Consider the following 24,832-nt stretch of genomic DNA (forward strand, 5'->3'; position numbering starts at 1 on the left):
TTTTTGAATTAGGTATCACACAACTACTTTTATTTTCTGTTTTTCACTAAAATTTTTCTGTTTTTAAATCTACATACTCTACAGAAGGATTTGAAGAAGTAGCATTAAAAACTCGTGCTACCACATATTTAGAATTTCCACGTTTGATTAAATTCCACTCACTTTGCATTATAAAAAATGGAATACTATTACTAAAGTCTTCTCCTGTTGATGTAGATTTAGCATCAACATAAAAAAGCATTTGACTTTTTGTTTCATCTGTATAAATAATGAAGTCATAAGGATTTCCTGCTTCTCCGTTTTCATTTAACCATTTTACTCTATTTTTAAAGTATTTATTTAGTTCTTTATTTACAAACTCTTCTCCATACCGAGCTACTGTTTTATTTACATATTTTCCAGATTGATAATTACTACTTCTTTCATAAATTTCTTGTATTCCCTCTTTTTGTACAACTTCTATTGTAGATTCTTGTACTAGACGTTGAGATAGTAAAATATTTATAAACTCATCTTTACTTATATGCTTTTCTGAAATACTAAAAAATTGAAATAAATAGTCAATAATTTTTGCGTTTGAAATACTATCCCACTCTCCAGCATAGTAAATTACGTTGGATTTATCGTAATAATTAGGAATTTCTATTCTATAGTTTAGCTTTTTACAATCAAGAAATAATTTATTGACAAAGTAAATTTTCAATTTTTCTAACTTGTTATTCATTTTACTTTCTAATGATTTTTGATTGGTAATTTCTATTTTAGCAGCAATTTTAGCTATACTTAATTCTAGTATTTTATGTAATTCTTGAGCTAGACTTTTAGAATTATTTGTATCAATAACAAAGTCTTCTTCTGTAATTCTTTGCACTCCTAATTTGGAGAGTACATTTTCAAACTTTTCCCACTTTTCTCTATTTGAGATTCTTTGTACAATCTTACTGTTATTATCTAATGGAAGATGATACGTAGAACTATCTTGAAAATATAAATTGGTAACATTTTCGAAAGAATCTGAATTCGTTAGTAATTTTCCATTTTGTTTGAATTTTTCAATCTCTTCCGTATTAATAAAGGTTTTATTGATAAAATTTTGCAGTAAATGATTATAAATTTGAGATAGACGTTTATCTGTTGAATTTGATTCTATAGCAATAATGTTTAAAATCTCCAAACATTTAGATAAAGACACTACTTTTCGTATGCCTAAAGTTTCTTCTATTTTATTCGTAAATTTTATACTACATGTTATAGACTTATCTTTGAGTAAATCCTTTAATTCAAAAGAGTAAACCTCTGTATTATCTTTAACTGTACCATCTAAACAAGGTAATGGAATTTTTCCATTTAAGAATATTTGACTTTTCTGTAAATCAATTAAATTAAAATTATCTATAAAATAATTCCAAAAATTTGCACAAAATTGATACTTTCTCAAATTACCAGAGTGAGGATTATATAAACTCATATTTGTAAAACCTCTTAATACTTCATCTACTCCTAGTTCTTTGAAAAAAGGTTTCAAATCTTTATCAGAGATAGAAATATACTTTGAACTAATAAAGCGAGAATAATAACCTTTTAGTAACTCTTCTAAATTTGTCCTAGGATTGTATTTATTTGGAAAATAAAATCCTGAACAGCAATCTATTAATAAATTATTATCTGATAGAACAGGAACTTTTTTGAGTTGCTCCTTGTGCGTTTTTAGCAATTCGTCTTTAAATTCGAATATTGTCTTCCATACATCTAAAACATTTTCTGTTGTTACTTTTGAAGAGTCTTTAGCTATTATCTCTATTTTCTTTTTCATTATATCAATAGAGCTAAGCTCTATACCTTTATTCAGAAAAAGAAAAAACTCTTTCCATTTTTGTTTATTGTTACTAATTTCTTTTAAATAAATATTGTTTATTTGATTACTTAACTGATATTCTGTTAAAACACTATTCAAACGTTTATCGATAGTATATTCATCACTAAGAATGCATGAATATATATTTTTTAACTCGTTATCAGTTGTTAAAACTTTAAAATTAGATAAATTTATTCCAGTAAAAATATTTTTATTAGAGTGAAAAACTTCAAAAACAAACTTGGTTATTTTTAGATAATTCTCTTCAGTCATTTTTTCATTTTGAATAAAAGGAATTATTTTATCTTTAAAAATAGTAATGCCTTCTGACTTTTTCACACCTATTTTTGAAAAGAAAGTATGCCAAGAAGCAGGTTGATTATCTTGATAGTAACCTTTACGCACAAATAAACCTTCTAATTCTAGTTCCTCAAAAATATCTTCAATAGAAGGTTCTCCTTTCTTGCTGAAATAGTCTGATAGATAAAAAGATGACGCAATACCATGTTTGTTTTTTGATTCATCAATTAAATAAAAATTCTGTAGTTTTTTTAATTCTATTTCTGACAAATTCTTATGATAAAGAAAAACAAAAGTCCAAAAATTTTTGTTATTAAAATGTTTATTTAGAGATTGATTTACCAAATTTTGTTTATCAATTACCTCATCACGAATGAATATTTCTCCTTGAAACTCTCTAACTCCTAAGTTTTTCAACCATTCTTTAAATTCTAAATTAATTTCTGCAAAATCATTTATAACAGGGTGTAGAAAATTGACATCTTTGAAAGTAAGTAGCTTTCTATTTTCTTCATTTGTTTGAAAATAGATATTTGAAGTTAATAATAAATCTTTATTATCATTGTCAGCAAGTAATAAAGTAACCTCTATAAATTTATCTTGTAAATATTTATTGCCTGAAATGAATTTTAGAATTTTTAAAAGTAGTGTAGGATTTAAAATTTCTTTAAACTTTTCATTCACAAATATTTTTTTCAAGTCATCAAGCCAAAATGTATCTATATCATTAAACAAAATACGACCTTTATTTTCCACTCTATTGTCTATAAGTTTCTTTTTTGAATCAATAATTGAAAGAAAAATATCATGTCCAATAATGTCAGAAAATCCTATTAAATCTATAATGCCCTCTGAAAACCTACAAAAATTTCCGTCCGATGTAGGCAAAAATGCTATTTCTTGAATAGCTTTATCAAAACCTTTATTAAAATGATATTCTATACTATCTGTGTCATTATTTTCAATTTTAAATTTCTCTGGGATTACCACAGTAAAACTAAATCTGTAATCTTCATTTGATTCTACTATTGATTTAATCCAGTTGAACAATTCGTAACCAATATGTTCAAATACAAATTTGTTCCATTTATTATCAGGTAAAATAACTTCTCTATTACTAGAGGTTACAAAATCACTATTTACTAAAAAAGGAAATTTATAAGTTTTGTCTTCGGTTGGTAAATAAGTGAATATTACACTATTCTCAACAGGAATAAGTTTGTCCTTTTCAAAACCGATAGCAAAGTTCAGACTAAAAGATGCAACATCTAATAATTTAGGAGGAATATCATCTACTTTCTTAAGATTTTCTATATCTTCTTTTCCGATTTCTATTTTGATAGGTTTTTCAAGAGTTAAAAAAGTTTCGCTATTCTTTTCATTTACTTTGAGATGACAAAAAGATTTTTCTTTTTCTCTTACTACAACAATGTTCTCCTCCAAACCATCTATTCTAATTGAATTGATGTTTCTTAAAAATAGCAGAAAACGAGGCTCTTGAAATAATTTTGCTATTTTAGGCTTAAATTCCTCTACATTTTCTTTTCCAAATGACAATACAAATGCTACAGGAAAATCAAATAAGTTGGGTATATTTTTAACTTCATTAGGAAACTCATTTTGTTCTGTCCAAATAGGCATTAACTCCCAAGGTATCATATCAGGAGTTGCATGTTTTTCGAACTCTCCTTTAAACTCATCTTGAACATCAAGTGAGGGATATAACTCTTCAAACTTTAAATATTTCTCATAACTTTTGTCATATCTAAAAAGATAACCTCCAGAACTTATAAACACTTTTTTTGAGTGAGTAAAAACAGATTTAAAGCCAATTCCTTTATATCCTGTTGCAGATTCGTCTTCTGACTTAGCACTATTTCCAATACTAGAAATGGCTTTAACATCTATATCTTGGAACTCTTTACCATTGTGGGTAACTAAAATATTTTCATTTAAAAAAGTAAATTTTAAATCCACTACTCCTAGTTTTTCACTTGGAAAGTCATCAGCATTTTGTATTAACTCAAACACTAATCTTTCCTTCCTAGTATATAATTCTATTTCAAATTTTTTTAACGCTTCTGACTGGTTTCTAGCAGGAATAGGATGTCCACCTAAAGTAACATTATGTAAGTGCTTTATTATTTCTTTTTTGTTAGACATTAGTAAGTAGTTTTTTGCAAAAAATAGATAATTATTAATACTGTTTACAAGATATAAAAAAAACTTACATATTGCATAACATTATATTTTTTGTACAATTAATTTATCACATAAAAAAAAACGAACCACCTCAAAAAAAGAGATAGTTCGTTTTCAGAAATTCTAAAAAATAGTTATTACTTATACTTTAGCTTCATTGAATTGCTCTTCTTCTGTCGAACCTTTCAAGGCAGCAGTTGATAAACCTTCGCCTACGATTGCTTGAGCTACTTGGTCAAAATAACCAGCACCTACAAAACGTTGGTGTTTAGTTCCAGTATAACCTTTTGCTTCGTAATCAAACTCTTTGTCTTGAAGACGAGAATAAGCAGCCATTCCTTCAGTTTTATATTTCAATGCAAGTTCGAACATTCCCATGTTTAAGCTGTGGAAACCTGCAAGTGTTACGAATTGGTATTTGTAACCCATTTCTCCTAATTGCTGTTGGAAGTTTGCGATTGTATCTTTATCTAGGTTAGCTGTCCAGTTGAAAGAAGGCGAACAGTTGTAAGCCAATAATTTACCAGGGAATTTTTCGTGAATTTTTTCAGCAAAATAACGAGCTTCCTCTACATCAGGCTTACCTGTTTCACACCAAACTACATCAGCATAAGGAGCATATGCCAAACCACGAGCTACGGCAGCTTCAATTCCACCTTTCAAAACAAAAAATCCTTCTGCTGTACGAGGTTCGTCAGAAATAAATGGAGCATCTACTTCGTCAATATCACTTGTAATCAAAAACGAACCGTTTGCATCTGTACGAGCAATCAAAACAGTAGGAACGTCCAAAACATCGGCAGCCAAACGAGCAGCTTTCAATTTTTGAACTGCTTCTTTAGTAGGAACTAATACTTTTCCTCCCATGTGTCCACATTTTTTGGCAGACGATAATTGGTCTTCGAAGTGTACACCTGCTGCACCTGCTTCAATCATTCCTTTCATCAATTCAAAAGCATTCAAAACACCACCAAAACCAGCTTCTGCATCAGCAACGATTGGAGCTAACCAATGTACAGAATTTGCACTTTCTGCATTTTCGATTTGGTCTGCACGCATAAGCGCATTGTTTACACGAGTAACCATTTTTGGAACGCTATCAGCAGGATACAAACTTTGGTCTGGATACATTTGTCCAGCATTGTTTCCGTCTGCTGCCACTTGCCAACCACTCATATAAATTGCTTTCAAACCAGCTTTTACTTGTTGTACGGCTTGGTTTCCAGAAATTGCACCCAAAGAATTTACATACGCTTCACTGTGCATCAAATCCCACAAACGCTCCGAACCCATACGTCCTAATGTGTGTTCTACTTTTACCGAACCACGTAATTTGGCTACATCTTCTCCTGTATAATCTCTAGTAATTCCTTTCCAACGTTGTGATGTTTTCCATTCGTTTTCTAATTCTGACACGCTTCTGTGAGCGTATTTGTTTGAAGTTCCATTTTGCTTAGACATAATATTTCAGTTATCAGTTTTTCAGTTATCAATTACCAGTAATCAGTAAATCACAACTTTTGAATTTATTTTTTATTAATTATATAAAAGGCGTGTGTTTGTGCTTGTCGATTTATTGTGTGTCCAGTTAAGGATTTTGGTTTTGTCGTTTGTTTTTAACTAGACCCTAAGGGTTTTTGAAAACCCTTAGGGTCTAAAACTTATATCAAATGGTATGCTTCTGTTGTCAAAAAGTCTTTGTATTCTTTTGTAAAGACTAAACCTTCCATAAGTTCTTTTGCTTTTGGAAACTTTGAGTTTTCGAAGTCAAAACCTTTGTAGGTTGCAGCTTCGTCTTTTATGGATTGATATTCTTCTTCCATACATTTTCTCAAATATTGTTCTGTAATTTCTGTACCGTCTGCTAGTTTTGCATTCGGATTATTGAGCCACTGCCAAAGCTGCGTTCTTGAAATTTCGGCTGTTGCTGCATCTTCCATTAGATTAAAAATAGCTGCTGCACCCACGCCATTTAACCAAGAAGCTATATAACGAATACCAACATTAAAATTCATTCGTACACCTGCATCAGTAATTGTTCCTCCTTCAATGTCAAAATTGGTAAGTTCTTTTAGCATTTTTTCTACATCTACATCTTCTCTCAAACGGTCTTTCTGGTTTGGTTTGTCGCCAAATTTAGCATCAAAAACGTCTTTTGCTACTTTTACCAAATCTGGATGTGCTACCCAAGAACCATCAAAACCATCATTGGCTTCACGTTCTTTGTCTTTTCGCACTTTTTCAAAGGCTTGTTTGTTGATTTCTTCATCGCTACGAGTAGGAATAAAAGCAGACATTCCACCAATCGCATGTGCGCCTCGTGTATGACAACCTCTTACCAAAAGCTCTGTGTAAGCCTTCATAAATGGAACAGTCATTGTAATTTGTCCACGGTCTGGCAAAGGATTTTTGACTACATTTCTGAATTTTTTGATTGCAGAAAAAATATAATCCCAACGACCTGCATTGATTCCTGCCATGTGGTCTTTGAGTTCATAGAGAATTTCTTCAATCTCAAAAGATGCCATAATTGTTTCTAAAAGAACAGTTGCTTTGATTGTTCCTTGAGGAATAGCAAGATAATTTTGAGCAAAAACAAAGGCTTCATTCCATAGACGAGCTTCTAAATGAGATTCTATTTTTGGAAGATAAAAATAAGGTCCTGAACCACGCTTGACAAGTTCTTTTGCATTGTGGAACATATAAAGTCCAAAATCAAAAAGTCCACCCGAAATAGGTTTTCCATCAATCAATAAATTCTTTTCGTTCAAATGCCAACCACGAGGACGAACTAATAAAACAGCAGTTTCATCATTCAATTCATAATTTTTATTCTTTTTTGCATCGTGAAACGTAATCGTTTTGCGAATAGCATCGTAGCAATTTATCTGACCTTGAACAGCATTTCCCCATGTAGGCGAATTTGAATCTTCAAAATCTGCCATAAAAATATTTGCACCAGAGTTTAGTGCATTTATCATCATTTTTCGCTCTACTGGTCCTGTAATTTCTACTCTACGGTCTTGCAAATCTTGAGGAATTGGTGCAACTTTCCAGTTTTTATCTTCTCTAATATGCTTTGTTTCCTCTAAAAAAGTAGGCATATTTCCCTTGTCTATTTCAGCTTGTCTTTTATTTCTTTTCTCTAATAATTCGTGGCGACGAGTGTCAAATTTTTTGTGTAACTCGGCTAGAAAAACAAATGCTTCGGGCGTTAATAGTTGCTCAAATTCAGGCGTAATGTTTCCTTTCACTTCCAAGTTTGCTTGGAGCTGAGATTTTGTATTAGACATAATTGAATGAGTTGATATTTTGAATGAAATGTATTTATTTCTGTAAAATAAAAATACTTGATAAATGTAATATGGTTTGCTAGAAGTAAAGCGACAAAAAAGTAGTGTAGTTTGGAAACCAAACGACAAAGTAGCTTATAGACTAATTTAATAAAAGAAGTTGCGTCTAAGTAGATAACGTTTTTCTTTATATGTTTTGAATTCGAAACCTGTATCACAAAACGGTTGATTAGTGATTAATTAGCAATAAAATCAGAATTAATAATTCAGATTCAACAAAAATTAAAACTAGAACACTAAAAACCCTAAATCACATTTTAACTTATGAAAAAGTAAGCGATTTTTATTTATAGTAAAGGTAATTTAGAAAAGGATTAACTTTGTTAAGAATAGATTACTAACAAGTCAATAAATGTTTCTATTTTTCTAAATTATTATGCGTGCAGCGTATTTATTGGTATTTTGTTCAAATAACGTCAATAATTTGGATAAAAACAAATAACACCTAATTTTTTGTAGGGTTTTCTTATAAAAACTATTTAGTTCTGTTTCTATACCTTAAACCTCTGTTATCACATTGTGGTTGTTGGTGTCCCACCAACAACAGCATTTCTCTTTTTTTATAAGAAAACCCTGTAATTTTTTGTAAGTATTATTTGCTTTGAGTATCTGATAAATTGATTTCCTAGAAACTAAGTTGAAATGTCTTACAGACTTTACTTAATTTCTAATTTCACTTAATTTTGCTTCTAAAGCATTTTTTGCTGTATTTTCTTCATCTGATAAAGGAGAATTAAGCAAGTTAGTGTTTTCGTAAGGATCAGTTTGCAAATTATACATTTCTTGGCTTCCAAAAGCATTTGCAATAATTTTATATTTTTGATTGCGTATTGTCCAAATATTATCTCTATCACTATTCATTTCTGAATAAATATATTCCCTATGAGTAGAAGAAGAGATAAACAAAGGTTTAAAACTTTTGCTATCATTTATTTCAGAAATAGTCAAACCTGCCAATTCTGCAATAGTGGCAAATAAATCCGTTGTATTTATCAAATTTTCGTCTGTTCCTGTTCTTGAAATACCATTTCCTGACACAAACAAAGGACAATTTATTCCTCCTTGATATAAAGTTCCTTTTACAGTTCTTGAAGAATAAGGAGTTTGAGCTACTTGGTTTGGTGTTCCGTTATCTCCTATAAAAATAATGATTGTGTTATCTCTTTCTTCTTGACTCATCGTATTTAATAATCGTGCAATCTGAAAATCCATTGCTTCAATGGCTGCCATGTAATATGGAAGTTCATCTAAACCTTCAGTATATTCTGGTAAATTTCCCTGCGAGTGCATTTCTGTTGGTGGAGCATGAAAAGGTGTGTGAGGAGCAGTATAAGCAAGCCACAAAAACCAAGGTTTGTCTTGCTTACCTACCCAATCAATCGCTAAATCTGTGAATTTTTCAGTGATATATTGTGTCTCTATACTAGATGCTCCATTTTCCGAAAAACTCCAATTATAATAACTCTGTGCTGTTCCAGTAATCATTCCTGCATAATAATCTATTCCAAAATTTTCTGGATTAAATGTATTATTTGCGCCTGCTAAATGCCACTTTCCAATAACTGCCGTAGCATATTTATTATTTGTTTGTTCATTAATATATTTCTGTAAAACAGTTTCTGAATTTGAAAGCACATCACCTGCCCATTTTACACCTGTTCTATATCCATATTTTCCTGTAATCGTTGCTGAACGAGTGGGTGAACAAGTGGGAGCAGTCCAAAAATTAGTAAAACTAAGTCCTGTATTTTTTATGTTGTCAAGGGTAGGAGTAATAGGCTTGATATTTCCTTCTGAAAATCCATTTGTAGCATCTTTTCCCATATCATCAGCAATGATAAAAAGAATATTGGGAGAGTTAGACATGGTGGGATTGGTTATACCTTCTTCTTTTTTGCAAGAGCTAAAAAGAAAAATCAATACAAAAACAGATAGGGAAATAAAAGAGGTAAATTTCATAGGAATAAATAATTAGTTTATTGAAGTTGTGATAATTAACTACCTACTTAGACCTAAAAAAATATTAATGGTTTAGTTAGTTGTTACTATAAAACTGATGTTACGCAACGATAATTTTTTTTTGCAAATTTCTTGCATAAATAAACGAAACCCACGATTAAAATCGTGGGAAAACAGGCGCAGAATAGCAGAAAACAACATGTTTTATTTCCCCATAACTAAAGTTATGGGTTTCGTTTTTTGATTGCGTAACATCAGTATAAAATCAATTCATGTATATTAAGAGTAGGTTTACTCGTGGATTGACTGTTCTTGATTCAATCTATTTTTTTCGGTTTTGAATAAGACTTTTTTTGTAGAAGAAAGTTATCCACAAATTTCTATATTAAATTTTTAGATACTTTTTGTCTTTGCAACTAGAAAATCGTAAATTAATATTTATCAGAAATTCGTAACATAAGGCTATTTTTATTAGTAAATTTTCAATAGAATTGATTTTTTGTTCGTTGCATTTATAGCAACTATCCAAAAATCCTCACCAACAAAAATAGTTACTTTACGTTACTAACAAAGTTTCTTTGCTTAGATTGAATCTAAATAATTCAGTTCTGAAATAAGATGCTTATTTTTGTTCCAAAATCTGATACCGTATTTTTATTTATTTGTAACTGCTTTTGAATCAGTTAGAAAAAGATACGCACTACATCAAAAATTAATTTATTCAAATACTCAATATATATGTACGTAATCAAGCGAGACGGCAGGAAAGAAGAAGTGATTATGCAAAAAATCACAGCCAGAATAGAAAGACTTTGTGATAATTTGGATACTCGTTATATCAAACCTCAAGAAATTACTTATAAAGTTTTGGCAGGACTTTATGACAACGTAACGACTATCGAACTAGACGAACTAGCAGCAGAAACAGCAGCTACAATGGCAACAGTTCATCCAGATTATGCAATTTTGGCTTCACGAATTGCCATTTCAAACCTTCATAAAGAAACAAAAGACGCTTTTTCAGAGACGATTGAAGAGCTTTATAATTATGTAAACCCAAAAACACAGGAAAGTGCAGGACTTATTTCTGATGAGGTGGTACAAGTAGTTCGTAAATATGCTCACGTTTTGAATCAAGCTATTGATTATAGTAGAGATTACGAATATGATTATTTTGGTTTCAAAACCTTAGAACGTTCGTATCTTTTGCGTCTTGATGGAAAAGTAACAGAGCGTCCTCAGCAAATGATTATGCGTGTTTCGGTGGGTATTCATGGTGCTGATATTGATGCAGCTATCAAAACCTATCACTTAATGTCCGAACGTTGGTTTACACATGCCACTCCGACACTTTTTAATTCGGGAACTCCAAAACCTCAAATGTCTTCTTGTTTCTTGTTAGAAGTTCAAGATGATAGTGTGGATGGAATTTATGATACATTAAAACAATGTGCAAAAATTTCTCAATCGGCTGGTGGAATTGGCGTAAGTGTTCATAATGTTCGTGCAACAGGCTCATATATTCGTGGTACAAATGGCTACTCAAACGGAATTGTTCCGATGCTTAAAGTATTTAATGATACAGCTCGTTATATTGATCAAGGAGGAAACAAACGCAAAGGAGCTTTTGCTGTTTATTTAGAACCTTGGCATGCTGATGTTTTTGAGTTTTTAGACTTGAAGAAAAATCATGGTAAAGAAGAAGCAAGAGCAAGAGATTTATTTTATGCGTTGTGGATTTCAGATTTATTTATGAAGCGTGTTCAAGATGATGGCGAATGGTCATTATTTTGTCCGAATGAAGCTAGAGGTTTGTCAGATTGTTTTGGAAAAGAGTTTGAAGAGCTTTATACAAAATATGAATTAGAAGGAAAAGCAAGAAAAACAATTAGAGCGCAAGAACTTTGGTTTGCTATCTTAGAAGCACAAATCGAAACGGGAACTCCGTATATGCTTTATAAAGACCACGCAAACAGCAAGTCGAATCAACAAAATTTAGGTACAATAAAATCGTCAAACCTTTGTACTGAAATAATGGAATATACTGCACCTGATGAAGTGGCAGTTTGTAATTTGGCGAGTATTGCACTTCCAAAATTTGTTATAGAAAACAATGATGGTAATTTAGAATTCAATCACGAACTTCTTTATGATGTAACCTATCAAGCAACTGTCAATTTGAATAGAATTATTGACAGAAATTATTATCCAATCGAAGAGGCTCGTAATTCAAATATGCGCCATCGTCCAATCGGATTGGGCGTACAAGGTTTGGCTGATGCATTTATTATGCTTCGTATGCCTTTCGAATCTGAAGAAGCTGCTGCTCTCAATAAAGAAATTTTCGAAACAATGTATTTTGCTGCCATGACTGCTTCTAAAGATTTAGCAGTTACAGAAGGTGCTTATGAAACATTTGAAGGTAGTCCATTATCAAAAGGTCAATTCCAGTTTGATTTGTGGAATGTAGATGAAGATTATCATTCTGGACGTTGGAACTGGGAAGAGTTGCGTGGCGAAGTAGTAAAACATGGAGCTAGAAACTCACTTTTACTTGCACCAATGCCAACAGCTTCGACTTCTCAGATTTTGGGAAATAACGAATGTTTTGAGCCTTATACATCTAATATTTATGTTCGTCGTGTTCTTTCTGGGGAGTTTGTGGTAGTAAACAAACATCTTTTGAAAGATTTGATTGCCATTGATATGTGGGATGATGAAATGAAAAATGAACTTATTTCTGCAAATGGTTCGGTTCAGAATATCAAGCGTATTCCTCAAGAATTGAAAGATATTTATAAGACAGTTTGGGAAATTAGTCAGCGTACAATTATTGATATGTCGGCTGATAGAGGCGCATATATTTGTCAGAGTCAGAGTTTGAATGTTCATATTCAGAATCCTACTTTTGGAAAACTTACTTCTATGCACTTCCATGCTTGGAAACGAGGTTTGAAAACAGGTATGTATTATCTTCGTACAAAAGCTGCTGCTGATGCTATTAAGTTTACAGTTGATAAAGATGCTTTAGAAATAAGCAAAGGAAATGTAGCAACAAAAGCAAAGGCTGAAAAAGTAATTGCTCAAAGCAACGAAGAGATACTAGAAATGGCTGGAGCTGGAGATATGGAAGAACAATCAAATCTTGCACTTGCTAGAATCCACAAACGCCAAAATGGACAAGCACAAGAAGAACAATTAAAAGATGGACTAGGAGGAGCAGCATGTTCACTAGACGACGAAGATTGCTTGACGTGTGGAAGTTAACTTTTAATGATATCGTCGGTGGGTACACCATAGCCGTAAGATTAAAAATTTATTTGATTTTTTAGCTTCGCTGCTTTCGTTACACTTCAGGTGTTCCGTTAGAAACTACATATTGGTAGTATTCTAAGATGTTCAACACAAAAAACACTTTACTACCAACATACAACTCCTAACAGAGTAAAAATCAAAATTTCTCAATAGCCTTACTGCTATAGTGGGGACACCAATAACGGCAAATAAATTATATCTAAAACCACCTAAAAAAACTAAATTTTCTAGGTGGTTTTGTTTTTTTCATATTTTTCATATCATTATGAATGAATACTCCTTCATCTCTGTTTTTTCTGATAAAATTGAAAGATTTATAAGCTCTCTAATTACTAATATTTCTCCTGCTACAAAATAGTAGCAATAACAGAAGGTTTCTGTTTTTTTCATTCTAACCTCACTTTTTTAGTTTTATGGTCATAATGAATGATGATTTTTTCCTTATCAAATACCCTTATATTTTGCCGAAAAATAATATATAATCTTCTGTGAATAAGCATACATCAACTATCCCTATGTCATTCTTATATGCTAAATAAGGATTATATCTTGCTATAACTAAAATTAGTTGTTGTATAATATCCTCTGAATGGTTCTCCACTCTGACTTTTCATTACCAATAAGAGCTTGTCCAGTTAGAATCATTTCAGAGTGATTACCATAAAAAATAATAGCGTGTCATTTTTTGCATTATTCTTAATTTTTACTTTTACCTCTCCAACTTCTATCCATTTAAACCCTATTTCAGAAGTATCCAAAACAGCTTGATATTCTTTGAATATTTCCTTATAATAAATATCAAATCCTCCATCACAGCAACCTATTGTAATTACATATTTTCTATTAGAGTGTGTTTAAATGGGTCAGGTTAAAATTTTTAGAATTATGGACAAAAGACAACGAAAAAAATTAGAGAAAAAAAGGATAAATAAAAAGCAAAATTTGAATATTCATGAAAAAGAACTATTCAAAATGATAAAGACTAAAAGAATAAGATTAGACTGGTTTGATTGTTTTAATCATTATGCCCTTCCTTTGTTATTTCCTATTATGAATTTATATCATGGAGTAAAAAAAATGATTGTTTTAAAGGAATTTAATTTGAACTTTATCTTCCTTGATTATTTTTCTCTATTTTTTACTGGTCTGTTTTTATTTGCTGTTTATAAAAAGTATAATATGTTGCAATTCAAAACTGTACAAACAGACATGTCTATTGAAACTCTACACAGAATTATTAAAGAAACAGGAAGAGAGCTAGACTGGAGAGTAAGTCTTGATAATTTTGGAGGAGGAGGAGTTACTGATGCTTCATTTTGGAAAGCAAGTTTTGGTGAAAATATAATAATTTTATTGGATAGAGAAAACAATCAAGTTTTAGTAAATAGTGTTTTTGAGTACTATGAAAAGGGTTCTATTTTTTCTCTAAGTGGAAATAGAAAAAACGAACAACGACTAATAAAAAAGATAACAGAATATGAAGCTAAAAAATCCTAAACTACAAGAAAGTGCAATTTAGTATTTGAAAAAATTAAAAATTCAGTTCATCAAAGTTCTTAAAATGTCCGTTCATTTTTATTCTATCTTTTGTCCGTTCTACTTCTCTGATAATTGGAATGATATGGTCTAAGTGTGTCGTTATGAGCATCAAACGCTCAGTTTCATCTGTCATTCCAAGTAACTCATACTCTTGCTCTAATGAAAGTCCAATTTTGTGAGCAATTTTGAAAGATAAAAATTCTGTTTCAGTAGGCAAATCTGTTTTTGCTCTTACGAGTTGCCAAAGCTCGGTAACTTGAGTAATTACCTTTTCTTTATCCAAAAAAGTAGAATTATCAGTATGTATAATTCGTTCGATTTCTCCTGCTGCATAAAGTTTATTTGGTGCAGGATTAGAATAAGAAACAACTTTAAAAGCACCTACGCACTTAGTTTTGATGTCCATTCTTCCATCTGGATGTCGGCGTGCAATTTCTATCAATTCTACCTCAGCTCCATAATCTTGCAATTTTTCATTCAAGAAAGGAGGAATTCCAAAGGTTTGTTTGTTTTCTAGGCAATCCAAAATGAGCTGTCTATAACGAGGTTCGAAAACGTGTAAATTGAGAGGTTCGTTTGGAAAAACAATTAAATTAAGAGGAAATAGAGGTAGCATTATTTTTTCTATCTAGTGAATATAAAACTTTTATCTGTATTATTTTATAGCTATTTTAGGGGTGTTTAAGCAATTTTTTATTCAATCATTTTTATTCATTCAATCAATAATAAATTCAGTAGTTACTCTAACCAGAGTATAGGCAGTAATTCAAAAAAATAATTGTTACTATCTAAGTGCTTTTTATGGTTTATTGTTTTGAAAAAAAGTATAAATTCTCAATCAATAGACTTTTTGTACTTTTTAGCTTATTCTATTTGTTTTTTTAGTCTTGCAATTACTCTCAAAATATCATCTTTAGATTCTATCCAAAATATTTTTTTATCATCCATTATCTGATTATATTCTTTCAAATTCAAGATAGCATTTTGAGGGTATTTTTTATCAAAAAAAGTAAGTTGTGGAAAAAATAAAAGTAAACTATCTGTATTCTGATTTTTGGTTTTTTGTAAGTCAGCAGGCAATTTTTCTATAAAAACTCTTTCAAAATCAATTTCTACACTTTCTTTTAAATTATTTACATCAATAAGAGAATCTGATTTATTTTTTTGAATAAAATTCTCTAAAGCCACGAAAGAAGAAGAACCCAAAGCGACTAAAAAAACTTTTTGCTGATTGATAGAACCCTGTTTTTTGATTTTTTCTAACGCTGAATAAATACTTTTTTGTTCGTTTTCATAAGTCCATTCATTTAGATTTCCATTACTATCTCCTACTCCTTTTTTTTCTATTCGTAAAGTAGCAAACCCATTTTTAGTAAGATGTTCTACCCAATCATAAAATTGATATTCACTTTTTGCTTTTTTTGTTTTGGTATATAATTCTCGCTCAATCGATTCATTTGAAGCTGAATTTAGTATAATCACTAATGGAAATTGAGTTATTTCATTACTTTCTGAATTTTCTTGTATGCTATTTCTAGGAAAAGTAAAGATAGTTCGAAGGCGTGTTGAATCATTAATCTCTATTTGGTCATACATTGTTTCGAAATAAAAATTATTCTCTCGTGGTAAAAAATCCAAAATCAAAGACGTATTTCTGACTGTGTCATTTCTTACAAAAAATAAATTTAGGGTATCATTTCCTTTTTTAGTTTTGATAAAATCTTGAAATTCTTTTAGGTTATCCAAATGAGTAGAATCAACAGCAATAATGACATCTTTTTCTTCTAAATTTGCTTTATCGGCTGCTGAATTAGGAAAAATTTTATAGATAATAATTCCTTTTTCAACTTTCATTTTGTAAGCTACACGAATAGGATTTGTAAGCGTACCTAATTCTGCCCCCACAAAAGCACTTCTATTTAAAGTTTTAGAATCAGATTGAGCAAAACAAGAAAAAGAATGAATCACTAAAAAACAGAAAAAGCAAATTGTAAAACGCATATTAAAAATTATATCTATCAAAAAATACAAAAGCACAATGAATTTATCAAGCAAAAATACTACTTCTAATTTGTATTCTAATCACAAAAAACAAAAAAAGTCCTTTTACTCTATATAGAATAAAAGGACTTTTTTGAAACAACCTAAAATTTATTTCATTCTCTTGAAGCTATAAGACATATTATAAGCTAAGTCATAGGCTCTTTGATTATCTTTTTTCCACCAAATAATAGCATAAAAATTTGTATCACTTTCAGGATCTATAAAACCAATCACCCAAAAAAGCCAAGTAGGATGTTTTGCCGTCGAACAACGAACCCAATAACCATCATATCCACCACTTTCATATGTACCCTCTGATATGGCACGATACCCTTTTTGATTCATAATCTCTTGAACCATACCTTTAGATGTTGCAGAATAATCCTTGAAAGGATACATTTCTAACCACGTAAGATTATCACCTGATTCAAAAGCAGTACCACTACTTTGTTTAATTTCATGTGTGTTAGGAATAGAAAACTGAACACCATAACTATCCCAGTTGTAGAGTGTAGTTTGTGCTGTGGCTGTGTTAGTAGAGAAACTAAAAAACAATAGAAGTAAGAAAGAACCAATAATTGATGTTGAAATGAATTTTTGCATAATAATAGTTTTTGATAAGTACATAAATAATTGAATAAAAATACTTACATACTTTAAGCCATTTTCAAGAAAAAAATAAAGTCATTTATATAATCATAAAAAAAAGTAAAATAATTTCATAAATTAAAAACATTTTTTTTGATTTTTAGTCATCTATTTTCTAAAGTTTAGAAAAGTTCTTAAACAATTTTAGACTACACCAAGGCGTTTCTTCAGTTTGTTTTTCGATAAGCCAACCAAACTCTACTGCTCGTTTTTGAATGTCTTTAATATCTATATGATGAAAACCACTCAAAACTAATGTACCTGTTTCTTTTAATAATTCATCATACAAAGGCATTTCTTCCAAAAGCACATTTTTATTAATATTAGCAAGTAAAATATCAAATTTTGTTCCTTTAAATACGTTTGCTGTTCCGTGTTTGGAATCAATTTTTAAATTATTTCTTTCTGCGTTTTCTAATGAGTTTTCTACTGACCAATCTTCTACATCACAGGCAAAAACTTCTTTTGCACCTAACTTTGCTGCCATAATTGCCAAAATACCTGTTCCAGAGCCTGCATCTAAAACAGTTTTATCTTTATGGTTCATTTCAAATTGATGCCCCAACATCAAACGTGTTGTTTGGTGATGTCCTGTTCCAAAAGACATTTTTGGTGTAACAATAATTTCATGTTCATAATCAGGTTCGGCTGCATGAAAATCAGCTCTAATAACACACTTTTTTTCTATTTTATTTCCGTCATTATATTCTAATCGAATTGGCTGAAAATTTTCTTCCCACTTCTTGTTCCAATTTTGTTTTTCTTCTTTCTCAATAGAATAAGTAAGCAAGTTTTGAGATTGATAATTATCTAGAATTTCTTTGACAGCCTTTTCATCATAACTTTCTTCTTCAACTGAAGTAATCCAAATGGTTTCCTTAGAATGATTAGGAGTAGAGTCAGAGGTAGCATTTTCTACATAAACACTTTCTTCTTCCATAATAGCATCAAAACCTAGAGGAGCAAGCTCATAATAAACAATTTCGGCTAGATTTTCTAGCGTTTTTATACGAACAACAACAAACATAGTTTTATTTTTTGTGTTGGTGTCGCTACGCTAAAACACCAACAAAGGCGTGGAAAATTATTACAAAAAACAAATACCGTTATCGATAAAATAAGTTATCCATAACGGTATTTGAGTATATTTTATAGTACAAAGAACGGATTATTTTTTGATTAAATTGGTTTTCAGTTCGTAATTTTTAATCTAAAATCTGTAATTGCTACTAAACTCTATTCATTTTTGCTTCCATAGATTGCTGAGTATGAGGAACAGCACGCAAACGTTCTTTTGAAATAAGTTTGCCTGTATCTTTACAAACTCCATACGTTCCATTTTTGATTCTGAAAAGTGCACGCTCTAGGTCAGCTATGAATTTTTGCGCTCTTGCAGCTAATTGATTGAGTTGTTCTTTTTCCATTGAGCTTGCCCCATCTTCTAAATTTCCTGCGCTCGTTCTGTTTTCGGCTGCATCTTCTCTCATAATAGACTTTTTTAAATAATCTAGTTCTTCTCTTGATTTAGCAAGTTTAGAATTTAGAATAGCTTCAAATTCTTTGAGTTCATCAGAAGAGTAACGTAATGCTTGGTTATTTTCCATAATAAGTGAGGTGTTTTAGTGGTGTATAGATTTTGCATGTAATATTTTACGGACACAAAGGTAATAGATTTATTTCAATCAATCTAATAAAATGATGCTATTTATTTAAAAAAGCATATTAAATTTGGGTATCATACTAATTAACAGACTATTATTTTAAAATAATGGAATAATGAATAATCTAATCATTTAAAAACAATCAAAAGTCAAATTTTGATGCAAATGTCTAATAATCAATTTATTAAGTGTTTAACAGGGTTAATTATTTCTTATTGAATTATTGGTTATTGTGTAACTAATCATACTTTTTTTACGAAAAAATTAACAGAAAGTTGTGTTTTGAAAATATTATAGTTCATTCCAAATAAAAATATTGGTTCTTCCGACAATTTAGCGATAATTTCTTAATTTAGCCTTTCTATGGATACTAACACAATAGCAATTTTATTAGGTTTTTCAGATTTTTCAGTAACGAAAATAGAATCTTCTCCACTTCGCTTAACTATTTATGGAGAAAGTAATTTAGCCGATTCTATTTGTCCTAATTGCTTGAAAAAGTGCAATAAAGTGACTTCTACTTCAGAACGTATTGTTCGTGACCGAAATATTTTAGACAAAGAGGTTTATTTACACTTAACTTCTCGTCAATTTCATTGTCAAGATTGTACTCGTTACTTTCAAGAAGTTTTTAGTTTTGTTTCTAAGCAAAAAAATCAAACTCATCGTTTGGAAAAATATCTTTATTTATGTTTGAAAGATAGCAGTTTCAAAGAAGTAGCTATCCGAGAAAACATACTTTGGGATGTTTTAGATGGTATTTTTAAAACCTATAGTAAACGTGAGATAAAAAAACACCTAGATTATTTTCCTCGACGTTTAGGTATTGATGAATTTGCTTACAAAAAAGGAAAAAAGGAATATGCTGTTGTTTTAGTAGATTTAGATACAGGTCAAGTTTGGGATATTTTAGAATACCGTAATAAAGAGTATTTAAAAGCCTATTTTTTATCCAAAGGCGAAGTTTTTTGTACTAGTATAGAAGTATTTTCTTGTGATATGTGGGAGGGATTTTCAAATACAGCAAAAGAAGTATTTCCTAACGCTGATGTAGTAATAGATCGCTTTCATTTTTTTCAGCATTGTAATAAAGTGCTAGATAGCATTCGTAAAGAATTACGACGAAAAGATGATAAAAACGTTCATTTCAAGCAAATAAAATGGCTTTTATACAAGGCATGGAAAGACCTTACTTATAAAGAAAGACGAGTTTTACTTAAAGCGTTTAGGTTTAGCTCAACGCTTAGACAGGTGTATTTTATGAAAGTGGAATTACAAAATATATTTAATACTGATTTGAGTAAACAAGAAGCTAAAAAACTACTAGACCAATGGATAGAAGAAGCTCAAAAAATAAATCATAAGGCTCTAAATAGATTTATAAATACGTTTAATTCTTGGAAAAATGATATTATTAATTTCTTCAAAGATAGATATTCTAACGGAATAGTAGAGGGAATTAATAATAAAATTAAGACCCTCAAAAGGAGTGGGTATGGGTTTAGAAACTTTCAAAATTTTAGATTGAGAATGATAGTCAAATTCATATAATCGCTAAAAAGTCGGAAGAGCCAAAATATTTTTCTGACAACAAAAAAAGTTCCATTTCAATCAAGTTTTTTTTGTATTCAGAATTAATACAAATAAGATGATAATATATAAATAATTGATAATTATGGAATTAATAAGTAAGTGGTGGGGTTAAGAGGTAGTTAATTTATTTAAAATTAATATCAGAATAGATTAACTTTTTAATTTAATCCTATCAATCTTAACTACTATTATTATGACTGCTTTATTTACAAAAAACCAAAAACTCCAACATCAACCTAAATTCAAAACCACAAAAGAAGTTCTTGAAAATCTTTACTTACAAAAAGCAAAGCATGAAAAACACTTCTTTGACTTTGAAAAGGAATTAGAAGGGATACAATTCCGTATTTTGGAAATCAGAAATCATCAAAGCCATCACAGAGAGAAAATTTTTGCTTTGGAAAAAGAAATCCGTAAGCATAACAAGCCAAAGCCAACAAAACAGAAATACAACTATACTAGCTTCTACATTTTTGCAGGTCTTTTAATCGCTATTTTTATAGCTGCCTTGTATTTTCTTTTTACAGAATTTATTGCAATCTAAATTTTTAATTCTATAAATAATTAAAGTCTTATTCAATCCGATTTTTTTCGGTTTTGAGTAAGGCTTTTTTATGTGTTGTAATATTGAATTAAGACTTTATTTAAAATATTATCAAAAGTTTTTATTTTTCTAATCAAAATTCAAAATAAATCTAATACCTCTCAAAATAAAGTGTATCAAATCCAGCACCTATACGAATACTGTCATTTCGCTGCAAAATAAGTGTTTTTTCATTTATACTCAAAACTTTAAAATTCAAAGTATCTTCTCCCATTAAGTGAGAACGATAAGGCAAAAGCAAAATAGAATCTTCAAAAATCCAGTTTCGGTATGTTGTTCCTCCATACTGTGTGGCTTGTCGGAATAAAAAAGTTGTATCTTCCACATTTAAAGTAACAGGAAATTTTGCTACAATAGAATCAGCTACACCACGTTTGCCTGTCAAACGAGCTAATTTCCAATCTCCTTCAAATTTTTTAGTAAAAATTTCAATCGTATTTTCAGAAGTGGTCTGACACGAAAATAAAAAAACAAATAAAGTAGAAAAAAGTAAAAGTAATTTTGTGATATGCATTTCTGCTAATATTTTTGTGAATTTTTTTTTAAACCTAAAAAATTTGTGATAAATAATTTAGGTGTCAAATATCGTAATTTAAAGTTTCTTATTCTATACAGAAAGAAGAAACAAAGGCTAAAAGCTCAATAGAGAATAATTTGCTTTTAATCGAAAAAAATTGTTTCTAAAGAATAAGATTTGTATTTTTTGGAATAAAAAAATCAAGTAACTTTAAGCCAAAATACATAAATTAAAATTTAAACACACCTAACCCACACGTTCGACATGACAGATAAAGATAAAGACCATTTAGAACAAGGCGCAAAATTCTATAATGATGTCCTTGGCTCTTTAAATAATGCTGCTGCACTAACAAAACACCCAAAAGGGTTATTAGAACAAATCATTGTTCCAAATAGTGTTTATGAGATGAGTTTTCCTCTTCACTTAGATAATGGAGATTATCAAGTAATAAAGGCGTGGAGAGTTCAGCATTCTCATCACAAGCTTCCTGTAAAAGGAGGAATTCGTTTTGCCGAAGCTGTAAATGCAGACGAAGTAAAAGCACTAGCAACACTTATGTCTTTTAAGTGTGCGCTCGTAAATGTTCCTTTTGGTGGAGCTAAAGGAGGAGTAAAAATTAATCCAAAAAAATATACTGCTCGTCAATTAGAAACAATTACACGTCGTTATACAACAGAGCTTGTAAAAAAAGAAATGATAGGACCTTCTATTGACGTTCCTGCACCAGATTACGGAACAGGCGCAAGAGAAATGGCTTGGATTGCAGATACATATGCACTTCTTCGCCCAGGTATTAATGCTCTTGGTTGTGTTACTGGTAAGCCTCTTTCTATGCACGGAATCCGTGGGCGTACTGAAGCAACAGGTCTAGGAGTAATTTATGGTATTCGTGAAGCGATGAGTATTGCTGAGGATATGAAAGACTTAGGCTTAGAACCAGGGTTGGCAGGAAAAACAGTTATCGTACAAGGTTTTGGTAATGTTGGTTATCATGCTGCACTTTATGCACAACAAGAAGGTGCAATCGTAGTCGGAATTGCTGAATACGAAGGTGGAGTTTATAACAAAGATGGTTTTGATGTAGCAGATTTGTTCCGTCATCGTAAAGAAACAGGTTCACTTATGGGTTATCCAAAGGCGCAAGAAGTCAAGCCAAGTAATCAACTTATGGAGTTTGAATGTGATGTTTTGATTCCTGCTGCATTAGAAAACCAAATCACAGAAGAAAATGCACCAAGAATAAAAGCAAAGGTAATTGGAGAAGGTGCAAATGGTCCTATTACTAGAGAAGCAGAAGCTATTTTGTTGGGTAAAGGTAAAATGATTTTACCCGATTTTTATCTAAATGCTGGTGGTGTTACAGTTTCTTATTTGGAATGGCTCAAAAACCTTTCTCGTGTTTCTTTTGGTAAAATAACTAAGCGTTATGACCAAATGGAAAATACTCGTATCGTTCAAGCCATTGAAGCTGCAACAGGAAAAGGAGTAGGTGACGACCTTCGTAAAATGATTATGCGTGGTGCTGATGAGCGTGATTTGGTAAACTCTGCATTAGAGGAAACAATGATTACTTCGTACCACCAAGTGAGAGAAACTTTTAAAACCTACAAAGATGTAAAGAGTTTGCGTAATGCAGCCTTTATTACTTCGATTGACAAAATTGCAATCGCTTATATGGAATCTGGAATTTTTCCTTGATTTAACTCAACTAATAAAAGTAGAAAACAAAATAAACTTTGCAATTCAAAGTACAGACTTATTTTTTACAGAATTTATACAAAACCATTTCTTCTTAGGAGGGAATGGTTTTTTGTTTGGTTTTACCTCCAAAAACCAAATTTTATTCACATTTTTCAGACTTATCCACATTTTGAGCAAAGTTATCCACATTGTTAGCCTTATTTTCTATTTTTCTACTGCTTCATGATTTAGAAATTTTGACTTAACACGTTATTCACACAAGAAATCCAAATGTTATTCGATATTTTTTAGACTTATCCACATTTTAACAAAAGTTATTAACATTATGATATAAAATTTTAGTTTTTTTCACTTGCAATTTTTGAAATCTAATCTTATTTGCAGAGTTATCCACATATCCACAATTAATTGTGGATAACTTATTCTTTATCAACAGATTTCAATTCCTTTTTTGTCTAATTCTATTAGTTATCCACTTTTTCCACACTTATACACAATTTGTGTGAATAACTGTGTATAACTCGCCTATCGATTGTGTGTAACTCATTGGTAACATCACTTACTAACAGGTGTTGATAACGTTACCAACAGTAAGTTTATGGTTATCAACAGCTTATCCACAATGTGAATAAAAAGTGCCTATCAAATGTTGATACTGTGGATAAGCAATGTAACTAATTGATAATCAATAGTTTAATAAGTTAATAACTTTCCAAAAACTGTGGATAAACTCTATTTTTCTGTGGATAACGTGTTGATAACTAGACTTATCCACTTATCAACACTATAATAGTAATAGTAGGGGGTTTTTAAAAAGAGAATTGCTTATTATTTAATGTGTGAATAAGTTTTGATTTTGAAAAGAAAAAAAAATTTTGAAATGGATTTTGAAAGAATTTGATTTTTTATTTTGATCAGATTGCAGCACCTTGTATTCGAATTTCGTGAAGAGAATACTAAAATGTTATCGAACCTTAAATTTATTTTCCTATGCTTTCCTATAAAATGCTTCTTAATATTTTGATTTTGTTTTTGTGTACGAGTTGTTGTGCTTGTCAAGATCAATGCTACGAACCAGTAGAAACATTTTATCTAAGACCAATAGACAAATTAACAGGAGAAAATCTAGTAGATAAATATGATACACTTGAGGGAAATACATACTTAACTGACGAATTTGATAATCAAATAATAGGTGCAAGAGTCAATGAAAATGCTTGGTATGATTCTCTTTCCCCTTATTTAGTTGTATCAATACTCTATGACGAAAATGATACGTATAAACTTTGGTTGAAAGGAGTTTCTCTAGGGAGTTTTTCGCTAAAAACTAAAAAAGCTAAAAGAAATTTTACTGCTTGTTGCTCTTACAATAAAATAATAGATTTGAAATCTGAAGAACCTACAATTATTTTTACTAGGAAACCAGAAGAAAAAAATCAACCTTTTTACGAAGTTCAGTTTTAATAAAACTTGAAATAAAAAAAGCTAATCCATATAAAAATGGATTAGCTTTTTCAAAATTATAAAGTTAGAGTTTAC

Annotated in this window: 16 protein-coding genes; 6 read left to right on the top strand and 10 right to left on the bottom strand. The window is 30.5% G+C overall.

From position 1 onward, the window contains the following. Positions 1-46: 46 nt before the first annotated feature. The 4 genes from ACE193_RS12635 to ACE193_RS12650 all read right to left on the bottom strand — a co-directional run bounded on the left by ACE193_RS12635 (position 47) and on the right by ACE193_RS12650 (position 9,669). Positions 47-4,318 (bottom strand): sacsin N-terminal ATP-binding-like domain-containing protein, encoded by a 4,272-nt coding sequence (locus tag ACE193_RS12635; RefSeq protein WP_375558595.1) that lies wholly within the window; start codon positions 4,316-4,318, stop codon positions 47-49. Between the two features lie 180 nt (positions 4,319-4,498). Beyond that, positions 4,499-5,818, bottom strand: coding sequence for an isocitrate lyase (gene aceA, locus ACE193_RS12640; protein ID WP_375558596.1), 1,320 nt, complete (start codon positions 5,816-5,818; stop codon positions 4,499-4,501). 200 nt (positions 5,819-6,018) lie between these two features. Beyond that, the gene (gene aceB, locus ACE193_RS12645) at positions 6,019-7,650 is read right to left on the bottom strand and encodes a malate synthase A (protein ID WP_375558597.1); all 1,632 of its coding nucleotides are present in this window, start codon (positions 7,648-7,650) and stop codon (positions 6,019-6,021) included. A gap of 720 nt (positions 7,651-8,370) precedes the next feature. After that, positions 8,371-9,669 (bottom strand): sulfatase-like hydrolase/transferase, encoded by a 1,299-nt coding sequence (locus ACE193_RS12650; protein WP_375558598.1) that lies wholly within the window; start codon positions 9,667-9,669, stop codon positions 8,371-8,373. Between the two features lie 738 nt (positions 9,670-10,407). Here ACE193_RS12650 and ACE193_RS12655 point away from each other — a divergent pair. Both ACE193_RS12655 and ACE193_RS12660 read left to right on the top strand, forming a co-directional pair. Further along, positions 10,408-12,936, top strand: a complete 2,529-nt coding sequence (locus ACE193_RS12655) for a ribonucleoside-diphosphate reductase subunit alpha (RefSeq protein ID WP_375558599.1) — start codon at positions 10,408-10,410, stop codon at positions 12,934-12,936. Between the two features lie 933 nt (positions 12,937-13,869). Continuing rightward, a complete protein-coding gene (locus ACE193_RS12660) occupies positions 13,870-14,481 on the top strand; it encodes a hypothetical protein (protein ID WP_375558600.1) in 612 nt (203 codons plus the stop codon). A 34-nt stretch (positions 14,482-14,515) separates the two neighbouring features. Here the strand turns inward: ACE193_RS12660 and ACE193_RS12665 are convergent, their stop codons facing one another. The 5 genes from ACE193_RS12665 to ACE193_RS12685 all read right to left on the bottom strand — a co-directional run bounded on the left by ACE193_RS12665 (position 14,516) and on the right by ACE193_RS12685 (position 18,818). Continuing rightward, entirely contained in the window at positions 14,516-15,139 is a 624-nt protein-coding gene (locus tag ACE193_RS12665) for an LON peptidase substrate-binding domain-containing protein (RefSeq protein WP_375558601.1), read from the bottom strand. 248 nt (positions 15,140-15,387) lie between these two features. Then, entirely contained in the window at positions 15,388-16,524 is a 1,137-nt protein-coding gene (locus ACE193_RS12670) for a PDZ domain-containing protein (RefSeq protein ID WP_375558602.1), read from the bottom strand. A gap of 150 nt (positions 16,525-16,674) precedes the next feature. Further along, positions 16,675-17,169 carry a hypothetical protein gene (locus tag ACE193_RS12675; protein WP_375558603.1) on the bottom strand — a complete coding sequence of 165 codons (495 nt, stop codon included), beginning with the start codon at positions 17,167-17,169 and terminating at the stop codon, positions 16,675-16,677. Positions 17,170-17,329: 160 nt separating this feature from the next. Beyond that, on the bottom strand, positions 17,330-18,241 hold the full coding sequence (gene prmA, locus ACE193_RS12680; RefSeq protein ID WP_375558604.1) for a 50S ribosomal protein L11 methyltransferase: 912 nt from the start codon (positions 18,239-18,241) through the stop codon (positions 17,330-17,332). Positions 18,242-18,443: 202 nt separating this feature from the next. Then, positions 18,444-18,818, bottom strand: coding sequence for a TraR/DksA family transcriptional regulator (locus tag ACE193_RS12685; RefSeq protein ID WP_375558605.1), 375 nt, complete (start codon positions 18,816-18,818; stop codon positions 18,444-18,446). Positions 18,819-19,238: 420 nt separating this feature from the next. On the opposite strand from ACE193_RS12685, the gene ACE193_RS12690 reads away from it, so the two are divergent. Further along, positions 19,239-20,426, top strand: a complete 1,188-nt coding sequence (locus ACE193_RS12690; protein ID WP_375558606.1) for an ISL3 family transposase — start codon at positions 19,239-19,241, stop codon at positions 20,424-20,426. A gap of 235 nt (positions 20,427-20,661) precedes the next feature. Continuing rightward, entirely contained in the window at positions 20,662-21,012 is a 351-nt protein-coding gene (locus tag ACE193_RS12695; protein ID WP_375558607.1) for a hypothetical protein, read from the top strand. 151 nt (positions 21,013-21,163) lie between these two features. Here ACE193_RS12695 and ACE193_RS12700 read toward each other — a convergent pair whose 3' ends face one another. Continuing rightward, entirely contained in the window at positions 21,164-21,586 is a 423-nt protein-coding gene (locus ACE193_RS12700) for a hypothetical protein (RefSeq protein WP_375558608.1), read from the bottom strand. Between the two features lie 267 nt (positions 21,587-21,853). Here ACE193_RS12700 and ACE193_RS12705 point away from each other — a divergent pair, with 267 nt between their 5' ends. Further along, positions 21,854-23,290, top strand: coding sequence for a Glu/Leu/Phe/Val dehydrogenase (locus ACE193_RS12705; protein ID WP_375558609.1), 1,437 nt, complete (start codon positions 21,854-21,856; stop codon positions 23,288-23,290). A 993-nt stretch (positions 23,291-24,283) separates the two neighbouring features. Beyond that, positions 24,284-24,757 (top strand): hypothetical protein, encoded by a 474-nt coding sequence (locus tag ACE193_RS12710; RefSeq protein WP_375558610.1) that lies wholly within the window; start codon positions 24,284-24,286, stop codon positions 24,755-24,757. Positions 24,758-24,832: the final 75 nt, after the last annotated feature.

The sequence above is a fragment of the Bernardetia aquimarina genome (assembly GCF_042180575.1).
Taxonomy (GTDB): domain Bacteria; phylum Bacteroidota; class Bacteroidia; order Cytophagales; family Bernardetiaceae; genus Bernardetia.

Bases quoted from the DNA above. Each gene is read 5' to 3' on its own strand.
- ACE193_RS12675 (WP_375558603.1), bottom strand. From the start codon at position 17,169: ATGCAAAAATTCATTTCAACATCAATTATTGGTTCTTTCTTACTTCTA.
- ACE193_RS12710 (WP_375558610.1), top strand. From the start codon at position 24,284: ATGCTTTCCTATAAAATGCTTCTTAATATTTTGATTTTGTTTTTGTGT.
- ACE193_RS12655 (WP_375558599.1), top strand. From the start codon at position 10,408: ATGTACGTAATCAAGCGAGACGGCAGGAAAGAAGAAGTGATTATGCAA.
- ACE193_RS12700 (WP_375558608.1), bottom strand. From the start codon at position 21,586: ATGCATATCACAAAATTACTTTTACTTTTTTCTACTTTATTTGTTTTT.
- ACE193_RS12660 (WP_375558600.1), top strand. From the start codon at position 13,870: ATGGACAAAAGACAACGAAAAAAATTAGAGAAAAAAAGGATAAATAAA.
- prmA (WP_375558604.1), bottom strand. From the start codon at position 18,241: ATGTTTGTTGTTGTTCGTATAAAAACGCTAGAAAATCTAGCCGAAATT.
- ACE193_RS12635 (WP_375558595.1), bottom strand. From the start codon at position 4,318: ATGTCTAACAAAAAAGAAATAATAAAGCACTTACATAATGTTACTTTA.
- ACE193_RS12690 (WP_375558606.1), top strand. From the start codon at position 19,239: ATGGATACTAACACAATAGCAATTTTATTAGGTTTTTCAGATTTTTCA.
- aceB (WP_375558597.1), bottom strand. From the start codon at position 7,650: ATGTCTAATACAAAATCTCAGCTCCAAGCAAACTTGGAAGTGAAAGGA.
- ACE193_RS12670 (WP_375558602.1), bottom strand. From the start codon at position 16,524: ATGCGTTTTACAATTTGCTTTTTCTGTTTTTTAGTGATTCATTCTTTT.
- ACE193_RS12665 (WP_375558601.1), bottom strand. From the start codon at position 15,139: ATGCTACCTCTATTTCCTCTTAATTTAATTGTTTTTCCAAACGAACCT.
- aceA (WP_375558596.1), bottom strand. From the start codon at position 5,818: ATGTCTAAGCAAAATGGAACTTCAAACAAATACGCTCACAGAAGCGTG.
- ACE193_RS12650 (WP_375558598.1), bottom strand. From the start codon at position 9,669: ATGAAATTTACCTCTTTTATTTCCCTATCTGTTTTTGTATTGATTTTT.
- ACE193_RS12685 (WP_375558605.1), bottom strand. From the start codon at position 18,818: ATGGAAAATAACCAAGCATTACGTTACTCTTCTGATGAACTCAAAGAA.
- ACE193_RS12705 (WP_375558609.1), top strand. From the start codon at position 21,854: ATGACAGATAAAGATAAAGACCATTTAGAACAAGGCGCAAAATTCTAT.
- ACE193_RS12695 (WP_375558607.1), top strand. From the start codon at position 20,662: ATGACTGCTTTATTTACAAAAAACCAAAAACTCCAACATCAACCTAAA.